This window comes from Mycobacterium sp. NGS64, assembly GCF_059812245.1.
The window spans coordinates 199186-223037 of record NZ_JCALCI010000003.1 but is presented as its reverse complement, the minus strand read 5'-3'; the positions used below and the strand labels follow the sequence as shown (position 1 = coordinate 223037).

Below are 23852 nucleotides of genomic sequence, written 5' to 3'. Positions count from 1 at the left end.
CCAGTGTGACGCGGCCCACACTGCTCCCATGCAAGTACCTGGGCCCTTCGAATACGAACGTGCGACCAGCGTCGACCACGCCGTCGGCCTGCTGGACCGGCTGGGGGAGGGGGCGCGCGTAATCGCCGGCGGGCACAGCCTGCTGCCGATGATGAAGCTGCGCATCGCCAACCCCGAATACCTCGTCGACATCAACGACCTGGCGCCCGAGCTCGGGTACGTGATCACCGATCCCACCCTGGTGCGCGTGGGCGCCATGACCCGGCACCGCGAGATCCTGGAGTCCGACACCCTGGCCGCCGTGTGCCCGATCTTCCGTGACGCCGAACGGGTGATCGCCGACCCGGTGGTCCGCAACCGCGGCACCCTGGGCGGCTCGCTGTGCCAGGCGGATCCGGCCGAGGATCTCTCCACGGTGTGCACAGTGCTGGGCGCGGTGTGCCTGGTGCGTGGACCGTCGGGGGAACGCGAGATCGCGATGGACGACTTCATCGTCGGCCCGTACGAGACGGCGGTCGCCCCGAACGAGATCCTGATCGAGGTGCGAATCCCCGTGCGGCTCAACACGTCCAGTGCATACGCGAAAGTGGAACGGCGCGTGGGTGACTGGGCCGTCACCGCGGCGGGCGCGGCCGTCACCCTCGACGACGGCTCGATCGCCGCCGCCCGCGTAGGCCTGACCGCCGTCAACCCCGACCCGGGCGCGCTGGCCGAGATCTCGGCGGCGCTGGTCGGCCGGCCGGCCACCGACGAGACCTTCGCCGAGGCGGGTCGCCTGGCCGCCGCCGCCTGCGAGCCGGTGACCGACGTCCGCGGCACCGCCGACTACAAGCGCCACCTCGCCTCGGAACTCACTATCCGCACGTTGCGCACCGCGGCGCGGCGGGTTGGCGAACAAAGGAGCCAATAGCAATGCAAGTCAACATGACCGTCAACGGCGAGCAGGTCACCGCCGACGTCGAGCCGCGGATGCTGCTGGTGCACTTCCTGCGGGATGAGTTGCGGCTCACCGGAACCCACTGGGGATGCGACACCAGCAACTGCGGAACGTGCGTCGTCGACGTCGACGGCGTGCCGGTGAAGTCCTGCACCATGCTGGCCGTGATGGCGTCCGGCCACAGCGTGCGGACCGTCGAGGGGCTGGCCGTGGACGGCCGGCTCGACCCGGTCCAGGAAGGGTTCATGCGCTGCCACGGGCTGCAATGCGGCTTCTGCACACCGGGAATGATGATCACCGCCCGCGCCCTGCTCGACCGCGATCCCAACCCCGACGAGGACACCATCCGGGAGGCCATCTCTGGGCAGATCTGCCGTTGCACCGGATACACGACGATCGTGCGCTCCATCCAGTGGGCCGCGAACAATGCTGCGGCGGAGGCTCAGTCATGACGACCATCGAATCCCGCCCGCCAGTCCCCGAAGGCCCAGAAGACTTGGCCGACAACGACCAAAAGCCGTGCGGCCACGGCCGGATGCTGCGCAAGGAGGATCCGCGCTTCATCCGCGGGCGCGGCACCTACGTCGACGACGTCGCGCTGCCGGGCATGCTGCACCTGGCGATCCTGCGCTCGCCGTACGCGCACGCCCGCATCGTCGGCATCGACACCACCGCGGCGCAAGCACATCCGAAGGTCAAGGCGGTGGTGACGGGCGCCGACCTGGCCGAGAAGGGCCTGGCGTGGATGCCGACGCTGTCCAACGACACCCAGGCCGTCCTGGCCACCGACAAGGTGCGCTTCCAGGGCCAGGAGGTCGCGTTCGTCGTCGCCGAGGACCGCTACTCGGCCCGCGACGCGCTGGAGCTGATCGACGTCGACTACGACCCGCTGGATCCCGTCGTCGACGTGCGCACGGCGCTCGACTCGTCCGCCCCGGTGATCCGTACCGATCTCGACGGCAAGAACGACAACCACATCTTCGACTGGGAGACCGGCGACGCCGCCGCCACGGACGCGGCGTTCGCCAAGGCCGACGTCGTCGTCAAGCAGGAGATCGTGTACCCGCGGGTGCACCCCGCGCCGATGGAAACCTGCGGCGCAGTGGCCGATTTGGACCCGGTGACCGGCAAGCTGACGCTGTGGACCACCTCGCAGGCCCCGCACGCCCACCGCACGCTGTACGCGTTGGTCGCCGGCCTGCCCGAGCACAAGATCCGGGTGATCTCGCCCGACATCGGCGGCGGCTTCGGCAACAAGGTGCCGATCTACCCCGGCTACGTGTGCGCGATCGTCGGCTCGCTGCTGCTGGGCAAGCCAGTGAAGTGGATGGAGGACCGCAGCGAGAACCTGACGTCCACCAGCTTCGCCCGCGACTACATCATGGTCGGCGAGATCGCCGCCACCAACGACGGCAAGATCCTCGCGATCCGGTCCAACGTGCTGGCCGATCACGGGGCGTTCAACGGCCAGGCCGCGCCGACGAAATACCCGGCCGGCTTCTTCGGGGTGTTCACCGGCAGCTACGACCTCGAGGCGGCCTACTGCCACATGACCGCCGTCTACACCAACAAGGCGCCCGGCGGGGTCGCCTACGCGTGCTCGTTCCGCATCACCGAGGCCGTGTACTTCGTCGAACGGCTGGTGGACTGCCTGGCGTTCGAGCTGAAGATGGACCCGGCCGAGCTGCGGCTGCGAAACCTGCTGCGGCCGGACCAGTTTCCGTACCAGAGCAAGACCGGCTGGACGTACGACTCGGGCGACTACGAGGCCACCATGCGCAAGGCCATGGACATGATCGGCTACGACGCGCTGCGCGCCGAACAGCAGGAGCGGCGGGCGCGCGGCGAGCTGATGGGCATCGGGATGTCGTTCTTCACCGAGGCCGTCGGCGCCGGCCCGCGCAAGGACATGGACATCCTCGGCCTCGGCATGGCCGACGGGTGCGAGCTGCGCGTGCACCCGACCGGCAAAGCCGTTGTGCGGCTCTCGGTTCAGAGCCAGGGCCAGGGACACGAGACGACGTTCGCGCAGATCGTCGCCGAGGAACTCGGCATCCCGCCCGACGACATCGAGGTGGTGCACGGCGACACCGACCAGACGCCGTTCGGGCTCGGCACCTACGGCAGCCGCTCGACGCCGGTTTCCGGTGGGGCCGCGGCGCTGGTCGCGCGCAAGGTGCGTGACAAGGCGAAGATCATCGCCTCGGGCATGCTCGAGGTCTCGGTCGCCGACTTGGAGTGGGAGAAGGGCTCTTTCCGCGTCAAGGGCGACCCGTCGGCGTCGGTGACCATCCAGGACATCGCGATGCGCGCGCACGGCGCGGGCGACCTGCCCGACGGCATCGAGGGGGGCCTGGACGCCGAGGTCTGCTACAACCCGGAGAACCTGACGTACCCCTACGGCGCGTATTTCTGTGTGGTGGACGTCGATCCGGGCACCGCGGTGGTCAAGGTGCGCCGCTTCCTCGCCGTGGACGACTGCGGCACCCGCATCAATCCGATGATCATCGAGGGGCAGGTGCACGGCGGCATCGTGGACGGCATCGGCATGGCGTTGATGGAGATGATCGCGTTCGACGAGGAGGGCAACTGCCTCGGCGGATCGCTGATGGACTACCTGATCCCGACCGCGGCCGAGGTGCCGCACCTGGAGACCGGTTTCACGGTGACGCCGTCGCCGCACCACCCGATCGGCGCGAAGGGCATCGGCGAATCGGCCACCGTCGGATCGCCGCCGGCGGTGGTCAACGCCGTGGTGGATGCGTTGGCGCCGTACGGGGTTCGGCACGCCGACATGCCGCTGACGCCGTCGCGGGTGTGGGAGGCCATGCAGGGCAGAGCGAGGCCGCCGATCTAGCATGACGATGATCAGTGAGCGCGTTCAGGAGCTGTTGGCGGCACGGACACCGTTCGTGCACGCGACCGTCGTGCGCGCCCAGCCGCCCACCTCCTCCTACCCGGGTGACGAGGCAATCCTGTTGGCGGACGGCACAATCGAGGGCTTTGTCGGCGGCCAATGCGCCCAGAACTCGGTCCGCAAGGCGGCGATGGGCGCGCTGCAGGCCGGCGAAAGCGTGCTGCTGCGCGTGCTTCCCGACGGCGACGTGCACTTCCCCGAGGCCCCCGGCGCCTGCGTCGTCGTCAACCCGTGCCTGTCCGGCGGGTCGCTGGAGATCTTCCTGACGCCGCAGCTGCCGGCCCCGCTGATCCGGGTCTACGGGGCCACGCCGATCGCCGAGGCGCTGACCCGGGTGTGCGGCGTGCTCGGCTACGACGCCCGCAGCGACGGCGACCTCTCCGACGCGACCGCCGTCGTCATCGCCAGCCACGGCGGGCCGGAAGCCGAAACCATCCGCGCGGCACTGGATCACGGCGTCGGATACATCGGCCTGGTCGCCAGCAAGGTGCGCGGCGCCGCGATCCTGGACTCGCTCGACCTCTCGCCGGAGGAGCGGGCGCGGGTGCACACCCCGGTCGGCCTGGCCATCGGCGCCAAGACCCCCGCCGAGATCGCGGTCTCGATCGCGGCCGAACTGATCGCCGGCATCCGCGCCGGCCTGCGCCGCGCCGTCCCGCCGGAGGCCGTCGCGCGCGAGGCGGTCGATCCGGTGTGCGGCATGGCGGTGACGATCGGGCCCGCCACCGAACACCTGCGGGTGGGCGGCGCCGACCAGTGGTTCTGCGGCCCGGGATGCCGCGCCGCGTTCGCCAACCGGCCAGCCGGCGCATGACCGGGCCGCCCGTCACCGGCGTCGTGCTGGCGGCCGGCGGTTCGCGCAGGCTTGGCACGCCCAAACAGCTTCTGCCGTACCGGAATACGACCCTGCTCGGGGTCACTCTGGAGGCGGCCCGTGGCGCCGGGTTCGACCAGCTGATCGTCACCCTCGGCGGCGCCGCGGCGGCGGTGCGCGATGCGGTGCCGATGGACGGGGTCGACGTGGTGCAGGTCGACGACTTCGGGACCGGGTGTGCGGCGTCGCTGCGCGCCGCGCTCGAGCGGGTGGACCCCCGCGCCGCCGGCATCGTGCTGATGCTCGGCGATCAGCCCGGGATGGATCCGCTGACACCGCGGCGCGTCGCCGCGGAAGGCGCGACCGCCGACATCGCCGTGTGCCGCTACGACGACGGGATCGGGCATCCGTTCTGGCTCGGCCGTGCGCTATTCGGCGAACTCCGCGAACTGCACGGCGACAAGGGGGTGTGGAAGCTCATCGAGTCGGGCCGGTACCAGGTGCGCGAACTCGCGGTCGACGGTCCCATTCCGCTCGACGTCGACACCTGGGCCGACTACCTCCGGCTGGTGACGCCCTGATGTTTGACGGCGTGCAGGACGTGATCGCCCGATTCGATGCGCACGACTACCTGCTCGACACGGGAACGGCGTCGGCGATCTACCTGGCGGTCACGCTCGGCCGCCCGCTGCTGCTGGAAGGCGAACCGGGCGTCGGCAAGACCACGGCCGCGAAAACCCTTGCGGCCGTGCTGGATACCCCGCTGGTGCGGCTGCAGTGCTACGAGGGACTCACCGCCAGCGAAGCGCTCTACGACTGGAACTACCAGCGCCAGCTGCTATCCATCCGGCTGGCGGAGGCGCGCGGCGCCCATATCGACGAGGCCGACCTATACACCGAGAACTACCTCGTCGACCGGCCCATCCTGCGATGCGTGCGGCACCGCGGCCCTGAGCCCCCGGTGCTGCTGATCGACGAAATCGACCGCGCCGACGACGAATTCGAGGCGCTGCTGCTGGAGTTCCTCGGCGAATCCGCGGTCACCGTGCCCGAGCTGGGCACCTTCATCGCCGAGCGCCCGCCGATCGCGGTGCTGACCTCCAACCGCAGCCGCGACCTGCACGACGCGCTGCGCCGCCGCTGCCTGTACCACTGGATCGACTACCCGGAGCCGGCCCGCGCCGCCGCCATCGTCCGGCGGACGGTACCGGGGGCGACGGCGCCGTTGATCGAACACGCCACCCAATTCGTTGGCCGCACGCGCGATCTCGACCTGGACAAGCCGCCCGGGGTGGCCGAGACCATCGACTGGGTCTCCGCCTTGGTGACGCTCGGTGTCGCCGACCTGGTTGACGAGGTAACCGTGACCACCCTGGGGGCGCTGGCCAAGACGCCGGACGACCGTACTCTGATTCGCGACGAGTACCACACCTTCGCCGAGCACAGCCGCACCTGAGAGGACCAACAGCATGAAGATCGCCAACCAGTTCACCGTCAGCGCCCCCATCGAGCAGGCCTGGGACGTGCTGTGCGACCTGGAACAGGTGATCCCGCTGATGCCCGGCGCGCAGCTGACCGGCCACGAGGGCGACGACTACCTGGGCAAGGTCAAGGTCAAGGTCGGCCCGGTCACCAGCGAGTTCAGCGGCAAGGTGCGCTTCGTCGAGCTGGACCGCGAACAGCACCGCGCGGTCATCGACGGCAAGGGCAAGGAGGCGCGGGGCACCGGCAACGCCGCCGCCACGGTCACCGCCCAGTTGCACGAGGACGGGGACCGCACCAGCGTCACCGTCGACACCGATCTGAAGATCGTCGGCAAGCTGGCCCAGTTCGGCAGCGGCATGCTGCAGCAGGTTTCGGAGAAGCTGCTGGGCCAGTTCGTGGAGTCGCTGGAGGCCGAACTGGCCGCCAAGAACACCGGCGCCCCGGCGCCCGACTCGGCGCAGGAGGAGCCGATTCCGGCCTGGCCGGCGAACCCCGTCCCGGGAACACGCCAGCCCCCGGCACCCGAGCCCGAGCCCATCGACCTGCTCGAGCTCGCCGGCGGCGACCAGCTGAAGAAATACGCGCCCCTGGCGCTGGCGGTGCTCGCCGCGCTGGTGCTCGGGTGGCTGCTCGGCCGGAGGCAGTAGGGGTTCGTGAGCACCCCGTTGCTGTTGCGCGGCGTCGACCTGGCGGCGTTCGCGGCGGCCCTGGTGGCGCGCCTGCGCGGCGCGGGGGTGCTGGTGTCGGCCAACGGCCAGGCCGATTTCGTGCAGGCGCTTCGGCGGTTGGTGCCGGACACCACGTCGGCGCTCTATTGGGGGGCCAGGCTGACGCTGGTGAACCGGATGGAAGACCTGGTGGCCTTCGACGGCGTGTTCGCGACGGTGTTCGGGGCGGTCGGGGCGGCGCGCCCCGAGGGCGCAACCGAGCCCGTCCTGCCCCTGCCCGGCCCCAAGACACCCGCGGCCGGCACGGTGCGACCCGCCGGCGGTCCGTCGCAGGCCGGCGCGCACCAGCTGCCCTGGGCCACCCGCGCCACCGCCGATCGGGACGCGACCCCGACGAGCGTCGTGCTTCCGGATCCGCTGCCCAGCCGCATCGCCGCGCGCGCCGACGAACCGTTCGATCGCTTCGACGCGCAAGACCTTCGCCTGCTCGGCTCCTGGCTGGAGGCGACGGTCGCGCGCTGGCCGCGGCGCCGCAGCATGCGCTTCGAGCCCAGCGCGGACGGCAAGCGGATCGACCTGCGGGCCACCATGAACGCGTCGCGCGCCACCGGCTGGGAGTCCGTGATCCTGGCGCGAACGCGGCCCCGCCGGAGGCCCCGTCGGGTGGTCCTGGCCTGCGACGTGAGCCGCTCGATGCAGCCGTACGCCGCGGTCTATCTGCACCTGATGCGCGCCGCCGCGCTGCGCCAGGCCCGCGCCCGCCCCGAGGTGTTCGCGTTCTCCACGACGCTGACCCGGCTCACGCCGGTGCTGTCGCACCGCTCGGCCGAGGTGGCGCTGCAGAAGGCCAACGCGAAGGTCACCGACCGCTACGGCGGCACGTTCATCGGTCGCAGCCTCGGCGCCCTGCTCTCCCCGCCGCACGGAAACGCGCTGCGCGGCGCGGTGGTGATCATCGCCTCCGACGGCTGGGACGCCGACCCGCCCGACGTGCTCGCCCACGCGATGGCCCGGTTGCGCCGCCGCGCCGCGGTGCTGGTGTGGCTCAATCCCCGTGCGGCACAAGGTGATTTCCAGCCGCTGGCCGGTTCGATGGCCGCGGCCCTGCCCTACTGCGACCTGTTCCTGCCGGCGCACTCGCTGACCGGTCTGCGCGAGTTGCTCTCGGCGCTGGCGAGCCCGCGGCTATCAATCGCGCCGTAACGGGTACCAGAGAGTTCATGGGAGCCAGCACAGAACCTCGTGCACAGCGCCAATGGCTGATACTCGGGGTCATCGGGATTGCGCAGCTGATGGTGGTGCTCGACACCACGATCGTCAACATTGCGTTGCCGTCCGCGCAGGCGGCCCTGCACTTCGGCACCGAGAGCCGGCAATGGATCATCACCGCCTACTCGCTGGCCTTCGGCAGCCTGCTGTTGCTGGGCGGGCGACTGTCCGACCTCGTCGGGCGCCGGCGCACTTTGCTGATCGGCTTGGCGGGATTCGCCGCCTCGTCGGCGATCGGTGGTGCGGCGACGGGCTTCGCCATGCTGGTCGCCGCCCGGGCGGCCCAGGGTCTCTTCGCCGCGGTGCTCGCCCCGGCGGCGCTGTCGACCCTCAACGTCACGTTCACCGACGCCAAACAGCGCGGCAGGGCGTTCGGCGTGTACGGCGCGATCGCCGGCGGGGGCGCGGTAGTAGGGCTGCTGCTCGGCGGCGCGCTCACGGAATGGCTGTCGTGGCGATGGTGTCTGTACGTGAACTTGGCCTTCGCGGTCGTCGCCGCCGCGGGGGTGCTGGCGCTCGTCCCGTCCCGAGACGAGCGCGGCAGCGTAGCCCGGCTCGACTGGCCCGGCATCATCGCCGCCTCGGGCGGGCTGTTCTGCCTGGTTTATGGCCTGTCCAACGCCGAAACCGACCGCTGGGGCGCGCCGCTGACCGTATGGATGTTCGTCGCCAGCGGCCTGCTGCTCGTCGCGTTCGCGGTCATCGAGGCGCGGGCCGCCGCCCCGCTGCTGCCGCCGTGGATTGTCATGGACCGCAACCGCGTTGGCGCCTACCTGGCCATCATGGTGGCCTTTTGCAGCATGTTCAGCGCCTTTCTGTTTCTCACCTACTACGCCCAACAAAACCTGCACTACAGCCCCCTCAAGACGGGCGTCGCGTTCTTGCCGCTGACCGTCGGCATCGCGATCGCGGCCGGTGTGGCCAACGCTCGCTTGATTCCGCGGGTGGGCCCCCGCCGGGTGATCCCGCCCGGCATGCTGATCGCCGCCGGCGGCATGTTTTGGCTGGCGCAGCTGGATATTCATTCCACCTATGCGGGCGGTGTGCTGGGACCCCTTTTCCTTTTGGGTGTCGGCACGGGCCTGACGTTCGCGCCGGCGATCGCGACCGCCACCGCCGGCATCACCGGCAGGGACGCCGGCGTCGCCTCCGCGATGGTGAACACCACCCAGCAGATCGGCGGCGCCATCGGAACCGCCGCGCTGTCAACGATTTTCGCGTCGACCCTGACCCGCTACATGACCGGCCACCGGCCGCCGAGCCCGGCCCTGCGGCCCGCCGCCGCGATCCATGGCTATGACGTCGCGTTCGGCGTCAGCTGCGCGCTGTTCCTGACGGGCGCGGTGGTTACCGCGCTGCTGTTGCGTGGCGCGCCCGCCGACGATACCGAAAAGCGGTATCGCACAGCGCAATTGAATCTGCGCCGGCCGGCGCCTGGAACGTACGATGCCGCGCTGTTAGGGGCGTCGGTTGCCATCGCGCTGATTGCTGTCGTCTTGACGGCGACGGCATTGCATCGATCGGAATCGCGGGGCGAGGTCGTCCGCGGCTGCGTGGCCACCACCAAGCCGCAGGTCGAGCATTACCGACCCGGCGCCCTCAGCGAACTGGCCAACATGCGCGACTGCGAATCCGTCAACGCGCGTTAGCTTAATGGGTGTTTCGCGGGACATCGGTTCCGTCGATGACCGGAGCCACGAGCGGATGCGGACGCTTGGCCTCGGTCCCGCCGCTCCCGTATGGCCGGGTGAGGATTTCCAGGCGGTGTCCGTCGGGGTCATCGAAGTACACCCCGCGCCCGTCGTCCCAGGTGTTTATGGCGCCGGGATCGTCGTGCATGGGGTCGGACCAGTAGGGAATCCGGCGCTCCTTGATGCGTGAAAAGATCTCGTCGAATTCGGCTTCCGTGACCAGAAACGCGTAGTGCAGCCGGTCGAAATCCCCTTCGCTGTCGACGAAGTCCAGGGTCGTATCCGGGCTGACCTGCAACACCGCGAACTCGCCCAGTCGCACCGCCGGGCCGAGTCCGAGGATTTCGGTGAAATAGCGGACCGTCGCTTCTTTGTCGCGGGTGGCCACGATGTGATGGTTCAAAACGGGCATTCCCGTTGGCTACCCCGCCGGGGCCCCGTCTAACGCCCGTCGATCGCGGCGATGAGCTGTTCGGCGGTCAGCGGCAGCGAGCGCACCCGAACGCCGAGCGCGTCGTACACCGCGTTGGCGATCGCCGCAGCCGTTGGGCCCTGGGCGCACTCGCCGATCCCCAACGGTGGGTTCCCCTGTCCGGCAAGCAATTCCACGTCGACCGGGGGCACCTCGGAGAACCGCAGAATGGGGTAGGTCTCCCAGGTGTCGCTGGTGACGTTGAACTCGTCGAAGCGCACCCGCTCCTTCAGCGTCCAGCTGGCGGCCTGGATCGCGCCGCCCTCGATCTGATTGGCCGCGCCGTCGGGATTGATGACCAGGCCTGCGTCCACCGCGATGACCAGCCGGCGCACCCGGACCTCCTCCACCGCCTCGACCTCGGCCACCACCGCGCAGTACGCGGCGGCGTTCTTGTACCGCGCGTAGCCGATGCCGCGGCCGAGGGCCTCCCGCGGCGTCCACTCGTCCCACCCGGCCCGCGCCGCCGCCGCCCGCAGCACCGCCCGCCCACGCGGGTCCGACAGGTGCGCCAACCGGAACTCGACGGGATCGCGGCCCGCGGCCGCGGCCAGTTCGTCCATGAACGACTCCGCGGCAAAGACATTGACGAAGGCCCCCAGCGAACGCAGCGCCGATGTGCGCAGCGGCATCTCGGTCACTAGGTGGTTGATCACCCGGTAGGACGGAAAGTCATACCCCGGAACCGAATTGCGCCCGGTTCCGCCGCCCCACGCGACCGGCGGCTCCCCGCCGGCCTGGATCGGCTCGCCGCCGGCGCGTTCGCTGGCCGCCAGTAGCGCCGACGTCGGCGTCGTGCCCGGGCGGCCCATGTAGCTGCCGCTCCAAATCTCGTGGCGCCAGTCGACCACCCCGCCGTCGTCGCCGCACTCGGCGGCGATCTCCACGACGGCCGCGGGACCGAAAGGCGCCCAGGCCAATTCGTCGGCGCGCGACCACACCAGGTGCACCGGGCGCCCGGGGACGGCCCGGGCCAGCAGCGCGGCGTCCATCGCGGCGTCGTCGGCGCCGTTGTGCCCGTAGCACCCAGCCCCCTCGACGTGGCGCACCACCACCCGATCGACCGAGAGGCCGAGCGCGGCTCCCAATTCCCGCCGCAGCACGTGCACGCCCTGGCTGTGCGACCAGACCTCCAGGCGGCCGTCCGGGTGCGCGAGCGCCGCCGCGGCCGACGGGCCGATCGACCCGTGCGCCAGGTACGGCCGGTGATAGCGCGCCGAATGCGACCGCGTTGAATTCACCTGCGGCGGAGTCTCTTTGGATGCAATCACCGACGTCTCGGCCGCCGCCGACACCAGGAACGACGGCAGGTCGTCCTCGTCGGGCAGCGTCGGGCGCTCGTCCCACTCCGCATCGCCGCGCAGCCGCTCGGCGGCGCGCACCGCGACCTCCTCGAGTTCGGCCACCACGCCGAGGAACTCGCCGTCCCGCACGACGGTGATCACGCCCGGCAGCGCCAGGGTGGGCCCGGTGTCGAGATCACGCAACCGCGCTCCGCGTGACGGCGGGCGAACGACGCGGCCGTACAGCTGAGCGTCCAAAACGAGGTCGTGCAGGTAGCGCGGGCGCCCGGTCAGCTTGTCGGGCAGGTCGAGCCGCGCGACGTCGGTGCCGACGACGGCGTACGCCGACTCCGGCTTGGGCGTCGCCGCGCCAGTGGCCGCGCGATCCAGGAGCGAATCGTCGGCGAGCTCCCAGTAGCTGGTGAATACCCCTTCGGGGCCGGTGATCTCGCCGTCGTCGACGTCCAGCTCGTCGGGCGCCACGGCGAGCTTGGCCGCCGCGACGTCGAGGTAAATCGTCCGCGCCTCGGCGCACGCCTGGCGCAGCGCCGCGCCCGACTGCTGGATCGAGCGGCTGCCGGCGGTGAAGCCCTCGTCGGGGCTGCGATCGGTCGCCGCGGCGGTCATCCGCACGCGGGCGATGTCGACGTCGAGCTCCTCGGCGGCGATCTGCGCCAGCGCGGTCAACACGCCCTGACCCAGCTCGACCTTGCCGGAGCGCACCTCGACGACGCCGTCCGGTCCGATCCGAACCCACTCGCCCAGAACGGGATTGGCCGCCAGCGACTCCGGCAGGTCAGGCATCCACCGACCCCCGCATCTCGGCCGCGGCGCTCAGCACCGCCGCCACCACCCGGTTGTGCGAGCCGCAGCGACACAGGTTGGGGTCCAGCGCCGCGCGCACCTCGGCCTCCGTCGGGTCGGGGTTGTCGGCCAGCAGCGCCGCGGCCGCCACCACGATGCCCGACATGCAATACCCGCACTGCGCCGCCTGCCGCGCGATCAAGGCGCGCGAAACCGGGTGCGGCCCGCCGTCGTCGCCGAGCCCCTCCACGGTGCGGATCGACTTGTCGCCCACCGACCACAGCGGGGTGTCGCACGAGTAGATCGGGCGGCCGTCGGCCAGGACAAAGCAAGCGCCGCACAAGCCCACCCCGCACCCGAACCGCGTCCCCTTCAAACCCAGGTGGTTGCGCAACACGTACAGCAGCGGTGTGTCGTCGTCGGCGTCGACCTCGTGGCGCCGCCCATTAACCGTCAGTCTTCGCATGGACTCCAGCATCCTCCGCCGAGACGCTAGGGCAGGATCGACAGGTATGGATCAGCTCTGGGCCAACCGGGCGGCCAGCTCCGAAGCGGCTGTCGCGCAACGCCACCTGAAGCGGTTGTGGGCGCTGCCGGCGACGCAGCTGGGGGTGGTGGCGTGGCCGGCGGCCCGCAAAGACCGGCTGTTCGGCACCTGGCACTACTGGTGGCAGGCGCACCTGCTGGACTGCCTGGTCGACGCGCAGTCGCGCGACCCGCAACCGCACCGGCGCACCATGATCGAGCGGCAGGTCCGCTCGCACCGGTTGCGCAACAACCTCCGCTGGACCAACAGCTACTACGACGACATGGCCTGGCTGGCGCTGGCGCTAGAACGCGCCGCCCGGATCGCCGGCGTCACGCGCCGCCGTGCCCTGCCGAAGCTGGCCGACCAGTTCGTTGGGGCCTGGGCGCCCCAAGACGGCGGCGGCATCCCGTGGCGCAAGCAGGACAAGTTCTTCAACGGCCCGGCCAACGGCCCGGCCGGCATCTTCCTCGCCCGCTATGGCGACCACCTGCAGCGGGCCGACCAGATGAGCGACTGGATCGACCGCACGCTGATCGACCCCGACACGCACCTGGTGTTCGACGGCATCAAGGACGGTTCGCTGGTCCGCGCCCAGTACACGTACTGCCAGGGCGTGGTGCTGGGGCTGGAGACGGAGCTCGCCGCGCGCACCGGCGCGGAGGCCCGCGCGCGGCACCAGGCGCGGGTGCATCGGCTGGTCGCGGCGGTCGGCGAGCACATGGCGCCGTCCGGCGTGCTGCGGGGCGCCGGCGGCGGCGACGGCGGCCTGTTCGCCGGCATCACCGCCCGCTACCTCGCGCTGGTCGCCACCACGCTGCCCGGCGACTCGGCCGACGACGCGATGGCCCGCGACGCCGCGCGCACCATCGTGCTGTCGTCGGCGAAATCGGCCTGGGACTACCGGCAAACCGTGGACGGGCTGCCGCTGTTCGGCCCGTTCTGGGACCGCGACGCCGAGCTGCCGCCCGAACGGTCCGAGGCCGGCCAGGGCGCGGAGTTCGTCGCGGGCGCGGTCAACTCCTCGGAGGTCGCCGAGCGGGATCTGTCGGTTCAGCTATCGGGCTGGATGCTGATGGAGGCCGCAGGTAACGTCACCGCCGTGAGCACGACATGAGCAACCTCGATGGCGACTGGATCCCGGACGAGGCAACGCTTGCCGAGGCCAACCTGACGCGCTTCATGGCCTGGCTCGCCGAGACCGGGCGCGGCGAGTACGACGACTACCCCGAGCTCCTGCGCAAGTCGGTCGACGACATCGACTGGTTCTGGGACGCCGTCTGGCATTTCTTCGATATCCAGGCGGACAGCCCCCCGAGCGCCGTGCTGGGCAACCGGTCGATGCCGGGCGCCGAGTGGTTTCCCGGCGCCACGATCAACTACGCCACCGAGGTGTTCCGGCACGCCACCGACGCGCGTCCGGCCATGATCGTCGTCGGCGAGGACCGCTCGACCGAGTGGTCGTGGGCGCGGCTGCAGCGGGAGACGGCGGCGTTCGCCGCATACCTGCGCAACCTCGGTGTCCAGCCCGGCGACGCCGTCGTCGGCTACCTGCCCAACGTCGCCGAGGCCGTCGTCGCCGCCCTGGCCGCCGCCAGCGTCGGCGCGATCTGGGCGGTGTGCAACCAGGACGTGGCCGTCGACGGCGTGATCGCCCGGCTGGGCCAGGTCGAGCCCGCCGTGCTGGTGGCCACCGATGGGTCGGCGTACGGCGGCAAGCGCATCGACCGGCGCGCCGAGCTGGCCACGATCCGCGTCGCGATGCCGACGCTGCGGGCCACCGTGGTGGTGCCGCGCCTCGGGCTGCCGATCGACGACGACGCCGTGCCGTGGGCCGCGGCGGTCGAAGCGGATGCGCCCCTGGACATTACGCCGGTCCCGTTCGCCCACCCGCTGTGGGTGATGTTCTCGTCGGGGACGACGGGCAAGCCGAAGGGCATCGTGCACGGCCACGGCGGCGTGGTCCTCGAACACCTGAAATACCTGACCCTGCAACTGGATCTGCACCCGGACGACCGCTTCCTGTGGTACTCGTCGACCAGCTGGATGATGTGGAACTTGCTGGTGTCCGGGCTGCTGGTCGACACGACGATCGTGCTCTACGACGGCAGCCCGACGCATCCCGGCACCGACGGGCTCTGGAAGGTCGCCGCCGACGCCGGCGTCACGTTCCTCGGCGCGGGCGCGGGCTACCTATTGGCTTGCGCCAAGCAGGAATTGCGACCGGGCGAGGCGCATCCGCTGGACGCCGTGCGCGCGGTGGGATCCACCGGCTCCCCGTTGCCCGCGTCCGGATTCCGTTGGGTGCAGGAGGGGCTCGGCCGGCCCGTCCCGGTGGTCTCGATGAGCGGCGGCACCGACGTCTGCACCGCCTTCATCGGCGGCTGCCCGATCGTGCCGGTCAAGGCGGGCGAGCTGTCGTCGCTGTGCCTGGGCGCGGCCATCGAAGCGTGGAATGGCCAGGGAAACCCCGTCATCGGGGAAGAGGGCGAGCTGGTGGTGACCAAGCCGATGCCCTCGATGCCAGTGTCCTTCTGGAACGACGAGGACGGCAGTCGGTACCGCGCCGCCTACTTCGACAAGTATCCGGGCGTGTGGTGCCACGGCGACTGGATCACCATCAGCGAACGGGGATCCGTTGTGGTGCACGGCCGTTCGGACGCCACCCTGAACCGGATGGGCGTGCGGATGGGCAGCGCCGAGATCTACACGGCGGTCGAGCGCATGCCCGAGGTGCAGGACTGCCTGGTGGTCGGCGTCGAGCAGGACGACGGCGGCTACTGGATGCCGTTGTTCGTTGCCCTGGCCGACGGGGTCGAGCTCGACGAGGGGCTGCGCTCGCGGATCGTGGCGGAGATCCGTCAGCATGCCTCGCCGCGCCACGTGCCCGACGACATCCTGGACGTGCCGGGCATTCCGCGGACGCTGACCGGCAAGCGGCTGGAGATCCCGATCAAGCGGATCCTGCTCGGGACCGCGCCGGACCAGGCCGTGCAGCAGAGCTCGATCGACAGGCCCGAACTGCTAGAGGCTTTCGTTGCGTACCGCAGAAGTCGGGTGTCCTGAGTCGTCCGTCGCGGCCGTCCCGCGCCGCCGGCCCCGGTAGCCGCGCCAGGCGGCGATGAACGCGGGGATCAGCGACACGAACAGGATGCCCAGGATGATCTTTTCCAGGTTCTGGTGCACGAACGGCACGGTGCCCAGGAAGTAGCCCGCCAGGGTCACGCCGCCGCCCCACGCGATGCCGCCCACGATGTCGAATCCGAGGTACACCGGGTAGCGCATGTAGGACACGCCGGCGATCACCGGGACGAACGTGCGCACGAATGGCGCGAAGCGGGCGAGGATGACCGCCCACGGCCCGTACTTCTCGAAGAACGCGTGCGACTCCGTGACGTAGTGCTTCTTGAAGAACCGGGAATCTTCCTTCTTGAACAGCGCCGGCCCGATCCGGCGCCCGATGAAGTATCCGCATTGGTCGCCCAGGATCGCGACCAGCGCGACGGACGGCGCCAGCACCCAGATGCTCGTCGGTGGGTTCGGGTGCGCGGTCAGCAGCCCGCCGGTGAACAACAGCGATTCGCCCGGCAGCAGCGGAAACAGCAGCCCGGTCTCGATGAAGACGATGACCAGGATCCCGGGCAGCACCGCTTTCCCGAAGACGCCGTTGGCGCCCAGCCAGTACATCGGGTCGAGGATGTTCGGCAGGGCCGTCACCACGGTGCTCACGATGCTTCAACATACCGGTCTTGCGATACTGGACGGACCCAGCCGCCAGGAGGAGCCCATGCCCATCGCCACGCCCGAGGTGTATGCCGAGATGCTCGGACGCGCCAAGGAGAACTCCTACGCCTTCCCGGCCATCAACTGCACCTCGTCGGAGACCGTCAACGCCGCGCTCAAGGGCTTCGCGGACGCCGGCAGTGACGGCATCATCCAGTTCTCAACGGGCGGTGCGGAGTTCGCGTCCGGCCTGGGGGTCAAGGACATGGTGGCCGGCGCCGTCGCGCTGGCCGAATTCACCCGCAGCATCGCGGCCAGATACCCGATCAACGTCGCGCTGCACACCGATCACTGCCCCAAGGACAAGCTGGACAGCTACGTGCGGCCGCTGCTGGCGATCTCGGCCGAGCGGGTGGCCGCCGGCCAGGACCCGCTGTTCCAGTCGCACATGTGGGACGGTTCGGCGGTGCCGGTCGAGGAAAACCTCGCCATCGCGCAGGAACTGCTCAAGGAGGCCGCGGCCGCCAAGATCATCCTCGAGGTGGAGATCGGCGTGGTGGGCGGCGAGGAGGACGGCGTCGCCCACGAGATCAACGACAAGCTCTACTCCACTCCGGAGGATTTCGAGCGCACCGTCGATGCGCTGGGCCACGGCGAGCACGGCAAGTACCTGCTGGCCGCGACGTTCGGCAACGTGCACGGCGTCTACAAGCCCGGCAACGTCAAGCTGCGCCCCGACGTGCTGGCGCTGGGCCAGCAGGTCGCGGCGGCGAAATTGGGCCTGGCCGCCGACGCCAAGCCGTTCGACTTCGTGTTCCACGGCGGTTCGGGTTCGCTGAAGTCGGAGATCGAGGAGGCGCTGCGCTACGGCGTGGTGAAGATGAACGTCGACACCGACACCCAGTACGCGTTCACCCGCCCGATCGCCGGCCACATGTTCGCCAACTACGACGGCGTGCTCAAGGTCGACGGCGAGGTGGGCGTCAAGAAGGCCTACGACCCGCGCAGCTACCTCAAGAAGGCCGAGGCCGGCATGAGCGAGCGCGTCGTGGAGGCCTGCAACGACCTGCACTGCGCGGGGAAGTCGCTGAGCTCAAGCTAGCCGTCCCGCTCGAGCGTGCGGCTGGCCGCACACTCGATGCCCAACGTGCGGCTGCCCGCACGCTCGGCACCCGTTAGCCGCTCGGTGACTGGCAGATCTTCCACTGATCGTCGCGGTACTGCAGGTCGAGGCTGCGCGTCGAACGCAACGACGGGTCGTATGCCATGAACGTGGTGATGTTCGCCTCGGCGTGCTGGCCGTTGACGACGACCTGGTCGATGCTGGCGATCACCGGGTACTGCTTGGCCGCCGAGACCCGCTGATAGGTCTCCTGCCACGCGTGTTCGTCGTAATCCACGTATCCGTCGCGGACGGTCCCGCACGTGACGGTGCGCAACGCGGTCAGGTCGCCCCGCTGCACCGCGACGTCGTACTGCTGGATGGTGTGCCGAACCTGGTCTTCCTCAGACACTTTCGAGTGCTTGCCCCGGGTCAACAGCACGGTGCCCAGGATCGCGATCGCCGCCAGCGCCAGCACGACCACCACCAGCGCCAGCACCCAGCCCCAGTTGAACTGCCGAGTGGTGCGCAGCTTCGCCCCCAGTCGTGGCGGAATCGCTTGCGGCACAGCGGCTTTCGGGGGAACACCCAGCTGTGTCGTCGCGGCCTCGCCGGGCGGCGGCGACGCGATGACCTCGGTGGCGGGCTCCGCGGACGACGTCGCGATGACCTGGGTCTCCTTCGCGTCGAAGCCGGGGGCCGTGAAACGACGCTCGCGCTGCTGGCCTTCGGCGGCCTCGGCATCGCTGTCCTGATCGCCCTTGTTGATCACCACGGTCTCGGTCTCGGGGTCGACGGGGACCAGCGGCTGGTCCTCGGCTGCCCCTTCGGGTTCGGGTGGATTGGGCATAGAGGGAGCTTAGCGACCCGCCGCGGGGGAACGGCAAAATAGACGCCATGACATCGATGGGAGATCTCCTCGGACCCGATCCGGTTCTGCTGCCCGGCGATAGCGACGCCGAGGCGGAGCTGCTGGCCAACGAGAACCCGACCGCCGTCGCCGCCGCGCACCCGTCGGCGTCGGTGGCCTGGGCTGCGCTCGCGGAGGAGGCCCTCGCGGAGGACAAGGCCGTCACCGCCTACGCCTACGCGCGCACCGGCTACCACCGCGGCCTCGACCAGCTGCGGCGAAACGGCTGGAAGGGCTTCGGCCCGGTGCCGTACGCGCACGAGCCCAACCGCGGCTTCCTGCGTTGCGTGGCGGCGCTGGCCAAAGCTGCGGACGCCATCGGCGAGACCGACGAGAACCTGCGCTGCCTGGATCTGCTCGACGATTGCGACCCCGCGGCGCGCCAGGCTTTGGGTCTTTAGCGGGCCTCTAAAAGCCTTCCTCGCACTCGCCGTGCCGGTCCGGCGGCTCGATCTGCACGGTGGCGTGGTCCAGCCCGCGCGCGGACAGCACCGCGCGCGCGTCCTGCAGCACCCGCGCGGAGTCGCCGTCGCTGGTGAGGTGCGCGGTGCACATGTCCTTGCCGGGCGACAGCGTCCACACGTGTAGGTCGTGCACCTCGGTTACGCCGTCGACGGCACCGAGCGCGCCGCGCAGCTCCTCGACGTCGATGTGGGCCGGCGAGGCCTCGGACAGGATCCGCAGCGCGTCGCGGGCCAGCGAGACGGCCCGGGGCGCCACCCACAGCGCGACCAGCACCGCGACGACGACGTCGGCGAAGGGCCAGCGTGTCGTCACGGTGACGATGCCGGCGATCAGCACGCCCAGGCTGCCGACGCTGTCGGCGACCACCTCCATGTAGGCGCCCTTAACGGCCAGGCTGCTCTCCGAGTGCGACCGCAGCAGCAGCGCGACGACCAGGTTGGCCAGCAGGCCGAGCAGGGCGACGACGATCATCGGCACGCCCGGGACCGACGGGGTTTCCTTGAGTCGCTGGATCGCCTCCCACAGGATGAACAGGGCCACCCCGATCAGCAGCCCGGCGTTGGCGACGGCGGTGAACACCTCGGCGCGATGCCAGCCGTAGGTGCGCGCGGGCGACGAGCTGCCGCGCTTGGCCAGCATGACGGCGGCCAGGCCCATGAACACCGCGACGACGTCGGTGAGCATGTGTCCGGCGTCGGCCAGCAGCGCGATCGAGTTGATCAGCAGCGAGGTGGTCAGCTCCACGACGAAGAACACCGCGAGGATCGCCGCCGCGGCGATCATGCGGGGGATCATCCGCGACGAGTCGCCCTCGGCGGGGGTGTGGTTGTGGCCGGCGCCCATAGCCCGAAATATATGCGTAATTACGCATATATTGCAAGGGTTAAAGCCAGGCGCTCCAGAACCGGGTCAGCGAGTTGCCCGCGGCGACCAGCCAGTGCGGGATGCCGGAGAAATCGAACAGCCAGAGCACCACTCCGAAGAACCACTGGCTGGCCGCCAACAGCAGGAACAGCAGGATGAAAAAGCCCCACTGCTTGGCCGGGGCCAGCGCGCGCTGCGTCTCGGGGCTCAGGTGCGGCTCGAGGGCGTCGTACCCGTCCAGGCCCGGGACCGGCAGCAGGTTCAGCAACACCGCGGTGAGCTGGAGGAAGCCCAGGAAGGCCACGCCCGCCCACAGCACCGCGTGGCTCGGGTCGTAGAGAAATCGCGTCGCCACCAGCAGCAGCACCGCCAGCACGAGGTTGGCCGCCGGCCCCGCCAGGCTGACCATGGTCCGGCGGGCCGGCGTCATGAACCACGTCCGCACGTACACCGCCGCGCCGGGCAGGCCGATCCCGCCCAGTGCGACGACCACGATCGGCAGCAGCAGCGAGAGCGCGGGGTGGCTGTAGCGCCGCGGGTCCAGGGTCAGATAGCCGCGCACCGCGACGTCGTGGTCGCCGAATCGCCAGGCCGTCACCGCGTGCCCGAATTCGTGCAGGCACAGCGACACCAGCCAGCCGGCGATGACGAAGACGAACACCCCGGCGTAGGACAGCGGCCGCACGCTGGACCCGGCCAGCCACGCCAGCGCGCCGCCCGCCGCCGTCAACGCGACCAGGGCAAGGAAGAGCGGGCTGGGCCGCACCGATTCGTGTTGCCGGGCGGGAAAGCTCACCCGCTCGAAATTACCTTGGTATTCGCCGTCGTTGCGGCCGCAGCGCCCAGGAGGCGACGGTCAGGCCCACGAGGATCAGCGGACCGACCAGCGTCGTGCCGGCATCGCCGACCCAGAGATGCGACGCCGTCGCCCCGGCGTAGATAAACATCAGGCCCGCGTATGCCCACTCCTTGACCAGCGCCAGACGCGGTGCCAGAAGCACCACCCCGGCCGATACGTAGCAGACGCCAAGGATGGTCATGAAGTACAGCGGATACCCCAGGTGCGTCACCACGCCCGCGAACGGTTGCAGGCGCAGCGCGCCCATCACCCCGCCCACAAAACACTCGGCGGCTAGCAGGGCGGTCGTCGTCCAGTAGACCCAGTTAAGACGGGCGGAAGGTGTCATCGGCAAGGCCTCCTCACCACGTCGACACCCCGCGGGCCAAAAGTGTGACCGGTGGGAGCCGGTGCTACCGGACCAGGAGCCAGCCTTCGACGTGGCGGTAGAACGTCGACCGGCGCGCCGCCCGCGGAGCGGCGACCCCGTCGCGCACGACGGTGACGCCGGTGCTGCCCAGCTGGGCGGCGCGGCCGGACACCCAGCGGCCCCTGCGTGCCGACGCGCGCAGGCCCGGCATGGCCAGCGTCGGCTCGATCCGCACGGCGGCGACCTCGCCGTCGAACAGCCTGGTGTCGTCGACGACGGCCTCGCCGTGCAGCACCGGCTCGCCGTCGGGCGGCAGCCAGCGCCCGCGGCCGACGATCACCGAGCCGGTCTCGTCGCGGATCAGGGTCACCCGCCGGGCGGAGCCGCGCCGGGCGCGCCGCGCCGCACGCCGCCCGGCCGGGAGCCGGTACGCCCGGGTGGCGGGCGTGCGCCGGGCCGGCACGTAGGCCAGCTCGACGTCGAGCCGCTCGGCGCGCAGCAACCGGGTCAGCACCGCGGCCAGGTCGGAGTCGGCGCCGACGACCACCAGCCGCCGGTATAGCCCGATCGCGGCGTCGACATCGCCCATGTGGACCGGCAGGCCGGTCAGCGCACGCGGCACCCGCCGCTCGCCGAAGGCCAACACCCCCGCGGTTTCCATGCTCGGTCGCAACCTCCTGGGACAGGGCTGGGATAGGGTGTGTCACCGGCTGGACCACAATAAGCAGGGTTTGAACACGTGGGATTAGGCGGGAGCAAGTCATGCCGGCAATCGTCCTCATCGGCGCCCAATGGGGCGACGAGGGCAAAGGTAAGGCCACTGACCTGCTCGGCGGGCGCGTGCAGTGGGTGGTGCGCTATCAGGGTGGCAACAATGCCGGGCACACCGTCGTCCTGCCCACCGGCGAACACTTCGCCCTGCACCTGATCCCGTCCGGGGTGCTCACGCCCGGGGTCACCAACGTCATCGGCAACGGCGTGGTGGTCGACCCCGGTGTGCTGCTCGACGAGCTGAAAGGCCTCGAGGACCGCGGCGTCGACACCTCCAGGCTGCTGATCTCGGCCGACGCCCACCTGCTGCTGCCCTACCACGTCGCCATCGACAAGGTCACCGAGCGCTACATGGGCAACAAGAAGATCGGCACCACTGGCCGCGGCATCGGCCCGTGCTACCAGGACAAGATCGCCCGGCAGGGCATCCGGGTCGCCGACGTACTCGACCCCGATCAGCTGACCCACAAGGTCGAGGCCGCCCTCGAGCTCAAGAACCAGATCCTGGTCAAGATCTACAACCGCAAGGCGCTCGACCCGCACCAGGTGGTGGACGCCCTGCTGGCGCAGGCCGAGGGTTTCCGGCACCGCATCGCCGATACCCGGCGGCTGCTCAACACCGCGCTGGAGGAGGGCGAAACGGTCCTGCTGGAGGGCTCCCAGGGCACCCTGCTCGACGTCGACCACGGCACCTACCCCTACGTCACGTCGTCGAATCCGACCGCGGGCGGCGCGGCCGTCGGCTCCGGGATCGGGCCGACCCGGATCACCGCCGTGCTGGGGATCCTCAAGGCCTACACCACCCGCGTCGGCTCCGGCCCGTTCCCCACCGAGCTGTTCGACGAGAAGGGCGAATACCTGTCCAAGACCGGCGGGGAATTCGGTGTCACCACGGGGCGGCGCCGGCGCTGCGGCTGGTTCGACGCCGTGATCGCCCGCTACGCCACCCGCGTCAACGGCATCACCGACTTCTTCCTGACCAAGCTCGACGTGCTGTCCAGCCTGGAGACGGTGCCGGTGTGCGTCGGCTACCGGATCGACGGGGCGAGCATCAACGACATGCCGATGACCCAGAGCGACCTTGCCCGCGCCGAACCGATCTACGAGGAGTTGCCCGGCTGGTGGGAGGACATCTCGGACGCGCGGGAGTTCGACGACCTGCCGGCCAAGGCGCGCGACTACGTGTTGCGGCTGGAAGAGCTTGCAGGAGCACATGTTTCGTGCATCGGCGTCGGTCCCGGGCGCGAGCAGACCATCGTGCGTCGCGACGTCCTGGCGGCCCGCCCGTGACGGAGCCCGACCCCAAAGAACTCGACCCGGAATACGAACACCACGGCGGTTTCCCCGAATACGGCCCGGCCAGCCCCGGCCCCGGATTCGGTCGGTTCGTCGCGGCCATGCGCCAACTCCAGGACCTCGCGGTGTCCGCCGACCCCGGTGACGACGTCTGGGACGACGCCGCCGACCGCGCCGCCGCGCTGGTCGAGGTGCTGGGCACCTTCCAGGCCGAGGAGGGCAAGGCGCCGGCCGGGCGGACGCCAGACCTGCCCGGCATGGGCAGCCTGCTGCTGCCGCCCTGGACGTTGACCCGGTACGCGCCCGACGGCGTCGAAATGACCGGGTACTTCAGCCGATTTCACGTCGGCGGCAACCACGCCGTCCACGGCGGCGTGCTGCCGCTGCTGTTCGACCACATGTTCGGGATGATCTCGCACGCCGCCGGGCGCCCGATCAGCCGCACCGCCTTCCTGCACGTCGACTACCGCAAGGTCACGCCGATCGACACGCCGTTGCTGGTGCGCGGGCGCGTCACCAGCACCGAGGGCCGCAAGGCGTTCGTCGCCGCGGAGCTGGTCGACGGTGACGACGCCGTGCTGGCCGAGGCCAACGGCCTGATGGTGCGGCTGCTTCCCGGCCAGCCCTAGGGCTCTGAGAACCGACCT

Annotated in this window: 24 protein-coding genes; 15 read left to right on the top strand and 9 right to left on the bottom strand. The window is 70.3% G+C overall.

Going from position 1 to position 23852, the window contains the following annotated elements; translation table 11 throughout:
• Nucleotides 1-28: 28 nt before the first annotated feature.
• The 9 genes from AC5Y4S_RS14965 to AC5Y4S_RS14925 are packed head-to-tail and all read left to right on the top strand — an operon-like array spanning nt 29 to nt 9739.
• On the top strand, nt 29-910 hold the full coding sequence (locus AC5Y4S_RS14965; protein WP_068177263.1) for an FAD binding domain-containing protein: 882 nt from the start codon (nt 29-31) through the stop codon (nt 908-910).
• 2 nt (nt 911-912) lie between these two features.
• Nucleotides 913-1389 carry a (2Fe-2S)-binding protein gene (locus tag AC5Y4S_RS14960; protein ID WP_500033513.1) on the top strand — a complete coding sequence of 159 codons (477 nt, stop codon included), beginning with the start codon at nt 913-915 and terminating at the stop codon, nt 1387-1389.
• A complete protein-coding gene (locus tag AC5Y4S_RS14955; RefSeq protein ID WP_500033512.1) occupies nt 1386-3794 on the top strand; it encodes an aerobic carbon-monoxide dehydrogenase large subunit in 2409 nt (802 codons plus the stop codon). The genes AC5Y4S_RS14960 and AC5Y4S_RS14955 overlap by 4 nt, the downstream gene beginning before the upstream one ends.
• 1 nt (nt 3795) lies before the next feature.
• Nucleotides 3796-4668, top strand: coding sequence for an XdhC family protein (locus AC5Y4S_RS14950; RefSeq protein WP_500033511.1), 873 nt, complete (start codon nt 3796-3798; stop codon nt 4666-4668).
• Entirely contained in the window at nt 4665-5249 is a 585-nt protein-coding gene (locus tag AC5Y4S_RS14945) for a nucleotidyltransferase family protein (protein ID WP_500033510.1), read from the top strand. The genes AC5Y4S_RS14950 and AC5Y4S_RS14945 overlap by 4 nt, the downstream gene beginning before the upstream one ends.
• Nucleotides 5249-6124: an AAA family ATPase gene (locus tag AC5Y4S_RS14940; RefSeq protein ID WP_500033509.1), complete on the top strand. Its 876-nt coding sequence runs from the start codon at nt 5249-5251 to the stop codon at nt 6122-6124. Before AC5Y4S_RS14945 ends, AC5Y4S_RS14940 begins: the two co-directional genes overlap by 1 nt.
• A 13-nt stretch (nt 6125-6137) precedes the next feature.
• Entirely contained in the window at nt 6138-6800 is a 663-nt protein-coding gene (locus AC5Y4S_RS14935) for an SRPBCC family protein (protein ID WP_500033508.1), read from the top strand.
• A 6-nt stretch (nt 6801-6806) separates the two neighbouring features.
• Nucleotides 6807-8024: a vWA domain-containing protein gene (locus tag AC5Y4S_RS14930; protein ID WP_500033507.1), complete on the top strand. Its 1218-nt coding sequence runs from the start codon at nt 6807-6809 to the stop codon at nt 8022-8024.
• Nucleotides 8025-8041: 17 nt separating this feature from the next.
• Nucleotides 8042-9739, top strand: coding sequence for an MFS transporter (locus tag AC5Y4S_RS14925; RefSeq protein ID WP_500033506.1), 1698 nt, complete (start codon nt 8042-8044; stop codon nt 9737-9739).
• Nucleotide 9740: 1 nt separating this feature from the next.
• On the opposite strand, the gene AC5Y4S_RS14920 is transcribed toward AC5Y4S_RS14925, so the two are convergent.
• The 3 genes from AC5Y4S_RS14920 to AC5Y4S_RS14910 are packed head-to-tail and all read right to left on the bottom strand — an operon-like array spanning nt 9741 to nt 12806.
• Complete coding sequence (locus AC5Y4S_RS14920) at nt 9741-10193, bottom strand: VOC family protein (protein ID WP_500033505.1); 453 nt, start codon at nt 10191-10193, stop codon at nt 9741-9743.
• A gap of 29 nt (nt 10194-10222) precedes the next feature.
• A complete protein-coding gene (locus AC5Y4S_RS14915) occupies nt 10223-12340 on the bottom strand; it encodes a xanthine dehydrogenase family protein molybdopterin-binding subunit (protein ID WP_500033504.1) in 2118 nt (705 codons plus the stop codon).
• Nucleotides 12333-12806: a (2Fe-2S)-binding protein gene (locus AC5Y4S_RS14910; protein ID WP_500033503.1), complete on the bottom strand. Its 474-nt coding sequence runs from the start codon at nt 12804-12806 to the stop codon at nt 12333-12335. The genes AC5Y4S_RS14915 and AC5Y4S_RS14910 overlap by 8 nt, the downstream gene beginning before the upstream one ends.
• Before the next feature lie 46 nt (nt 12807-12852).
• On the opposite strand from AC5Y4S_RS14910, the gene AC5Y4S_RS14905 reads away from it, so the two are divergent.
• Together AC5Y4S_RS14905 and AC5Y4S_RS14900 are read left to right on the top strand one after the other, a co-directional pair.
• Nucleotides 12853-13983: a glycoside hydrolase family 76 protein gene (locus AC5Y4S_RS14905; RefSeq protein WP_500033502.1), complete on the top strand. Its 1131-nt coding sequence runs from the start codon at nt 12853-12855 to the stop codon at nt 13981-13983.
• The gene (locus tag AC5Y4S_RS14900; RefSeq protein ID WP_500033501.1) at nt 13980-15932 is read left to right on the top strand and encodes an acetoacetate--CoA ligase; all 1953 of its coding nucleotides are present in this window, start codon (nt 13980-13982) and stop codon (nt 15930-15932) included. Before AC5Y4S_RS14905 ends, AC5Y4S_RS14900 begins: the two co-directional genes overlap by 4 nt.
• On the opposite strand, the gene AC5Y4S_RS14895 is transcribed toward AC5Y4S_RS14900, so the two are convergent.
• Nucleotides 15891-16595: a DedA family protein gene (locus tag AC5Y4S_RS14895; protein WP_500033500.1), complete on the bottom strand. Its 705-nt coding sequence runs from the start codon at nt 16593-16595 to the stop codon at nt 15891-15893. The two genes, AC5Y4S_RS14900 and AC5Y4S_RS14895, sit on opposite strands and share 42 nt — an antisense overlap.
• A 58-nt stretch (nt 16596-16653) precedes the next feature.
• On the opposite strand from AC5Y4S_RS14895, the gene fbaA reads away from it, so the two are divergent.
• The gene (gene fbaA / locus AC5Y4S_RS14890; protein ID WP_500033499.1) at nt 16654-17691 is read left to right on the top strand and encodes a class II fructose-bisphosphate aldolase; all 1038 of its coding nucleotides are present in this window, start codon (nt 16654-16656) and stop codon (nt 17689-17691) included.
• A 73-nt stretch (nt 17692-17764) separates the two neighbouring features.
• Here fbaA and AC5Y4S_RS14885 read toward each other — a convergent pair whose 3' ends face one another.
• The gene (locus AC5Y4S_RS14885; protein ID WP_500033498.1) at nt 17765-18541 is read right to left on the bottom strand and encodes an Rv0361 family membrane protein; all 777 of its coding nucleotides are present in this window, start codon (nt 18539-18541) and stop codon (nt 17765-17767) included.
• Between the two features lie 47 nt (nt 18542-18588).
• Between AC5Y4S_RS14885 and AC5Y4S_RS14880 the strand changes: the two genes are divergently transcribed.
• Nucleotides 18589-19002: a DUF3151 domain-containing protein gene (locus tag AC5Y4S_RS14880; protein WP_500033497.1), complete on the top strand. Its 414-nt coding sequence runs from the start codon at nt 18589-18591 to the stop codon at nt 19000-19002.
• 7 nt (nt 19003-19009) lie between these two features.
• Here AC5Y4S_RS14880 and AC5Y4S_RS14875 read toward each other — a convergent pair whose 3' ends face one another.
• From AC5Y4S_RS14875 to AC5Y4S_RS14860, 4 genes are all read right to left on the bottom strand, one after another.
• Complete coding sequence (locus AC5Y4S_RS14875; RefSeq protein ID WP_500033496.1) at nt 19010-19909, bottom strand: cation diffusion facilitator family transporter; 900 nt, start codon at nt 19907-19909, stop codon at nt 19010-19012.
• Between the two features lie 40 nt (nt 19910-19949).
• Nucleotides 19950-20726 carry a site-2 protease family protein gene (locus AC5Y4S_RS14870; protein ID WP_500033495.1) on the bottom strand — a complete coding sequence of 259 codons (777 nt, stop codon included), beginning with the start codon at nt 20724-20726 and terminating at the stop codon, nt 19950-19952.
• Nucleotides 20727-20736: 10 nt separating this feature from the next.
• Nucleotides 20737-21117, bottom strand: coding sequence for a DoxX family protein (locus AC5Y4S_RS14865; RefSeq protein ID WP_500033494.1), 381 nt, complete (start codon nt 21115-21117; stop codon nt 20737-20739).
• A gap of 64 nt (nt 21118-21181) precedes the next feature.
• Nucleotides 21182-21799, bottom strand: a complete 618-nt coding sequence (locus tag AC5Y4S_RS14860) for a peptidase M50 (RefSeq protein ID WP_500033493.1) — start codon at nt 21797-21799, stop codon at nt 21182-21184.
• Nucleotides 21800-21900: 101 nt separating this feature from the next.
• Here AC5Y4S_RS14860 and AC5Y4S_RS14855 point away from each other — a divergent pair, with 101 nt between their 5' ends.
• Both AC5Y4S_RS14855 and AC5Y4S_RS14850 read left to right on the top strand, forming a co-directional pair.
• Nucleotides 21901-23199 (top strand): adenylosuccinate synthase, encoded by a 1299-nt coding sequence (locus AC5Y4S_RS14855; RefSeq protein ID WP_068184799.1) that lies wholly within the window; start codon nt 21901-21903, stop codon nt 23197-23199.
• Nucleotides 23196-23834: a PaaI family thioesterase gene (locus AC5Y4S_RS14850; RefSeq protein ID WP_500033492.1), complete on the top strand. Its 639-nt coding sequence runs from the start codon at nt 23196-23198 to the stop codon at nt 23832-23834. Before AC5Y4S_RS14855 ends, AC5Y4S_RS14850 begins: the two co-directional genes overlap by 4 nt.
• Nucleotides 23835-23852: the final 18 nt, after the last annotated feature.

Excerpts from the sequence above, each read along its gene's own strand:
- AC5Y4S_RS14965 (WP_068177263.1), top strand. The coding sequence starts at position 29 with ATGCAAGTACCTGGGCCCTTCGAATACGAACGTGCGACCAGCGTCGAC.
- AC5Y4S_RS14960 (WP_500033513.1), top strand. The coding sequence starts at position 913 with ATGCAAGTCAACATGACCGTCAACGGCGAGCAGGTCACCGCCGACGTC.
- AC5Y4S_RS14955 (WP_500033512.1), top strand. The coding sequence starts at position 1,386 with ATGACGACCATCGAATCCCGCCCGCCAGTCCCCGAAGGCCCAGAAGAC.
- AC5Y4S_RS14950 (WP_500033511.1), top strand. The coding sequence starts at position 3,796 with ATGACGATGATCAGTGAGCGCGTTCAGGAGCTGTTGGCGGCACGGACA.
- AC5Y4S_RS14945 (WP_500033510.1), top strand. The coding sequence starts at position 4,665 with ATGACCGGGCCGCCCGTCACCGGCGTCGTGCTGGCGGCCGGCGGTTCG.
- AC5Y4S_RS14940 (WP_500033509.1), top strand. The coding sequence starts at position 5,249 with ATGTTTGACGGCGTGCAGGACGTGATCGCCCGATTCGATGCGCACGAC.
- AC5Y4S_RS14935 (WP_500033508.1), top strand. The coding sequence starts at position 6,138 with ATGAAGATCGCCAACCAGTTCACCGTCAGCGCCCCCATCGAGCAGGCC.
- AC5Y4S_RS14925 (WP_500033506.1), top strand. The coding sequence starts at position 8,042 with ATGGGAGCCAGCACAGAACCTCGTGCACAGCGCCAATGGCTGATACTC.
- AC5Y4S_RS14920 (WP_500033505.1), bottom strand. The coding sequence starts at position 10,193 with ATGCCCGTTTTGAACCATCACATCGTGGCCACCCGCGACAAAGAAGCG.
- AC5Y4S_RS14915 (WP_500033504.1), bottom strand. The coding sequence starts at position 12,340 with ATGCCTGACCTGCCGGAGTCGCTGGCGGCCAATCCCGTTCTGGGCGAG.
- AC5Y4S_RS14910 (WP_500033503.1), bottom strand. The coding sequence starts at position 12,806 with ATGCGAAGACTGACGGTTAATGGGCGGCGCCACGAGGTCGACGCCGAC.
- AC5Y4S_RS14905 (WP_500033502.1), top strand. The coding sequence starts at position 12,853 with ATGGATCAGCTCTGGGCCAACCGGGCGGCCAGCTCCGAAGCGGCTGTC.
- AC5Y4S_RS14900 (WP_500033501.1), top strand. The coding sequence starts at position 13,980 with ATGAGCAACCTCGATGGCGACTGGATCCCGGACGAGGCAACGCTTGCC.
- fbaA (WP_500033499.1), top strand. The coding sequence starts at position 16,654 with ATGCCCATCGCCACGCCCGAGGTGTATGCCGAGATGCTCGGACGCGCC.
- AC5Y4S_RS14885 (WP_500033498.1), bottom strand. The coding sequence starts at position 18,541 with ATGCCCAATCCACCCGAACCCGAAGGGGCAGCCGAGGACCAGCCGCTG.
- AC5Y4S_RS14880 (WP_500033497.1), top strand. The coding sequence starts at position 18,589 with ATGACATCGATGGGAGATCTCCTCGGACCCGATCCGGTTCTGCTGCCC.
- AC5Y4S_RS14875 (WP_500033496.1), bottom strand. The coding sequence starts at position 19,909 with ATGGGCGCCGGCCACAACCACACCCCCGCCGAGGGCGACTCGTCGCGG.
- AC5Y4S_RS14865 (WP_500033494.1), bottom strand. The coding sequence starts at position 21,117 with ATGACACCTTCCGCCCGTCTTAACTGGGTCTACTGGACGACGACCGCC.
- AC5Y4S_RS14860 (WP_500033493.1), bottom strand. The coding sequence starts at position 21,799 with ATGGAAACCGCGGGGGTGTTGGCCTTCGGCGAGCGGCGGGTGCCGCGT.
- AC5Y4S_RS14855 (WP_068184799.1), top strand. The coding sequence starts at position 21,901 with ATGCCGGCAATCGTCCTCATCGGCGCCCAATGGGGCGACGAGGGCAAA.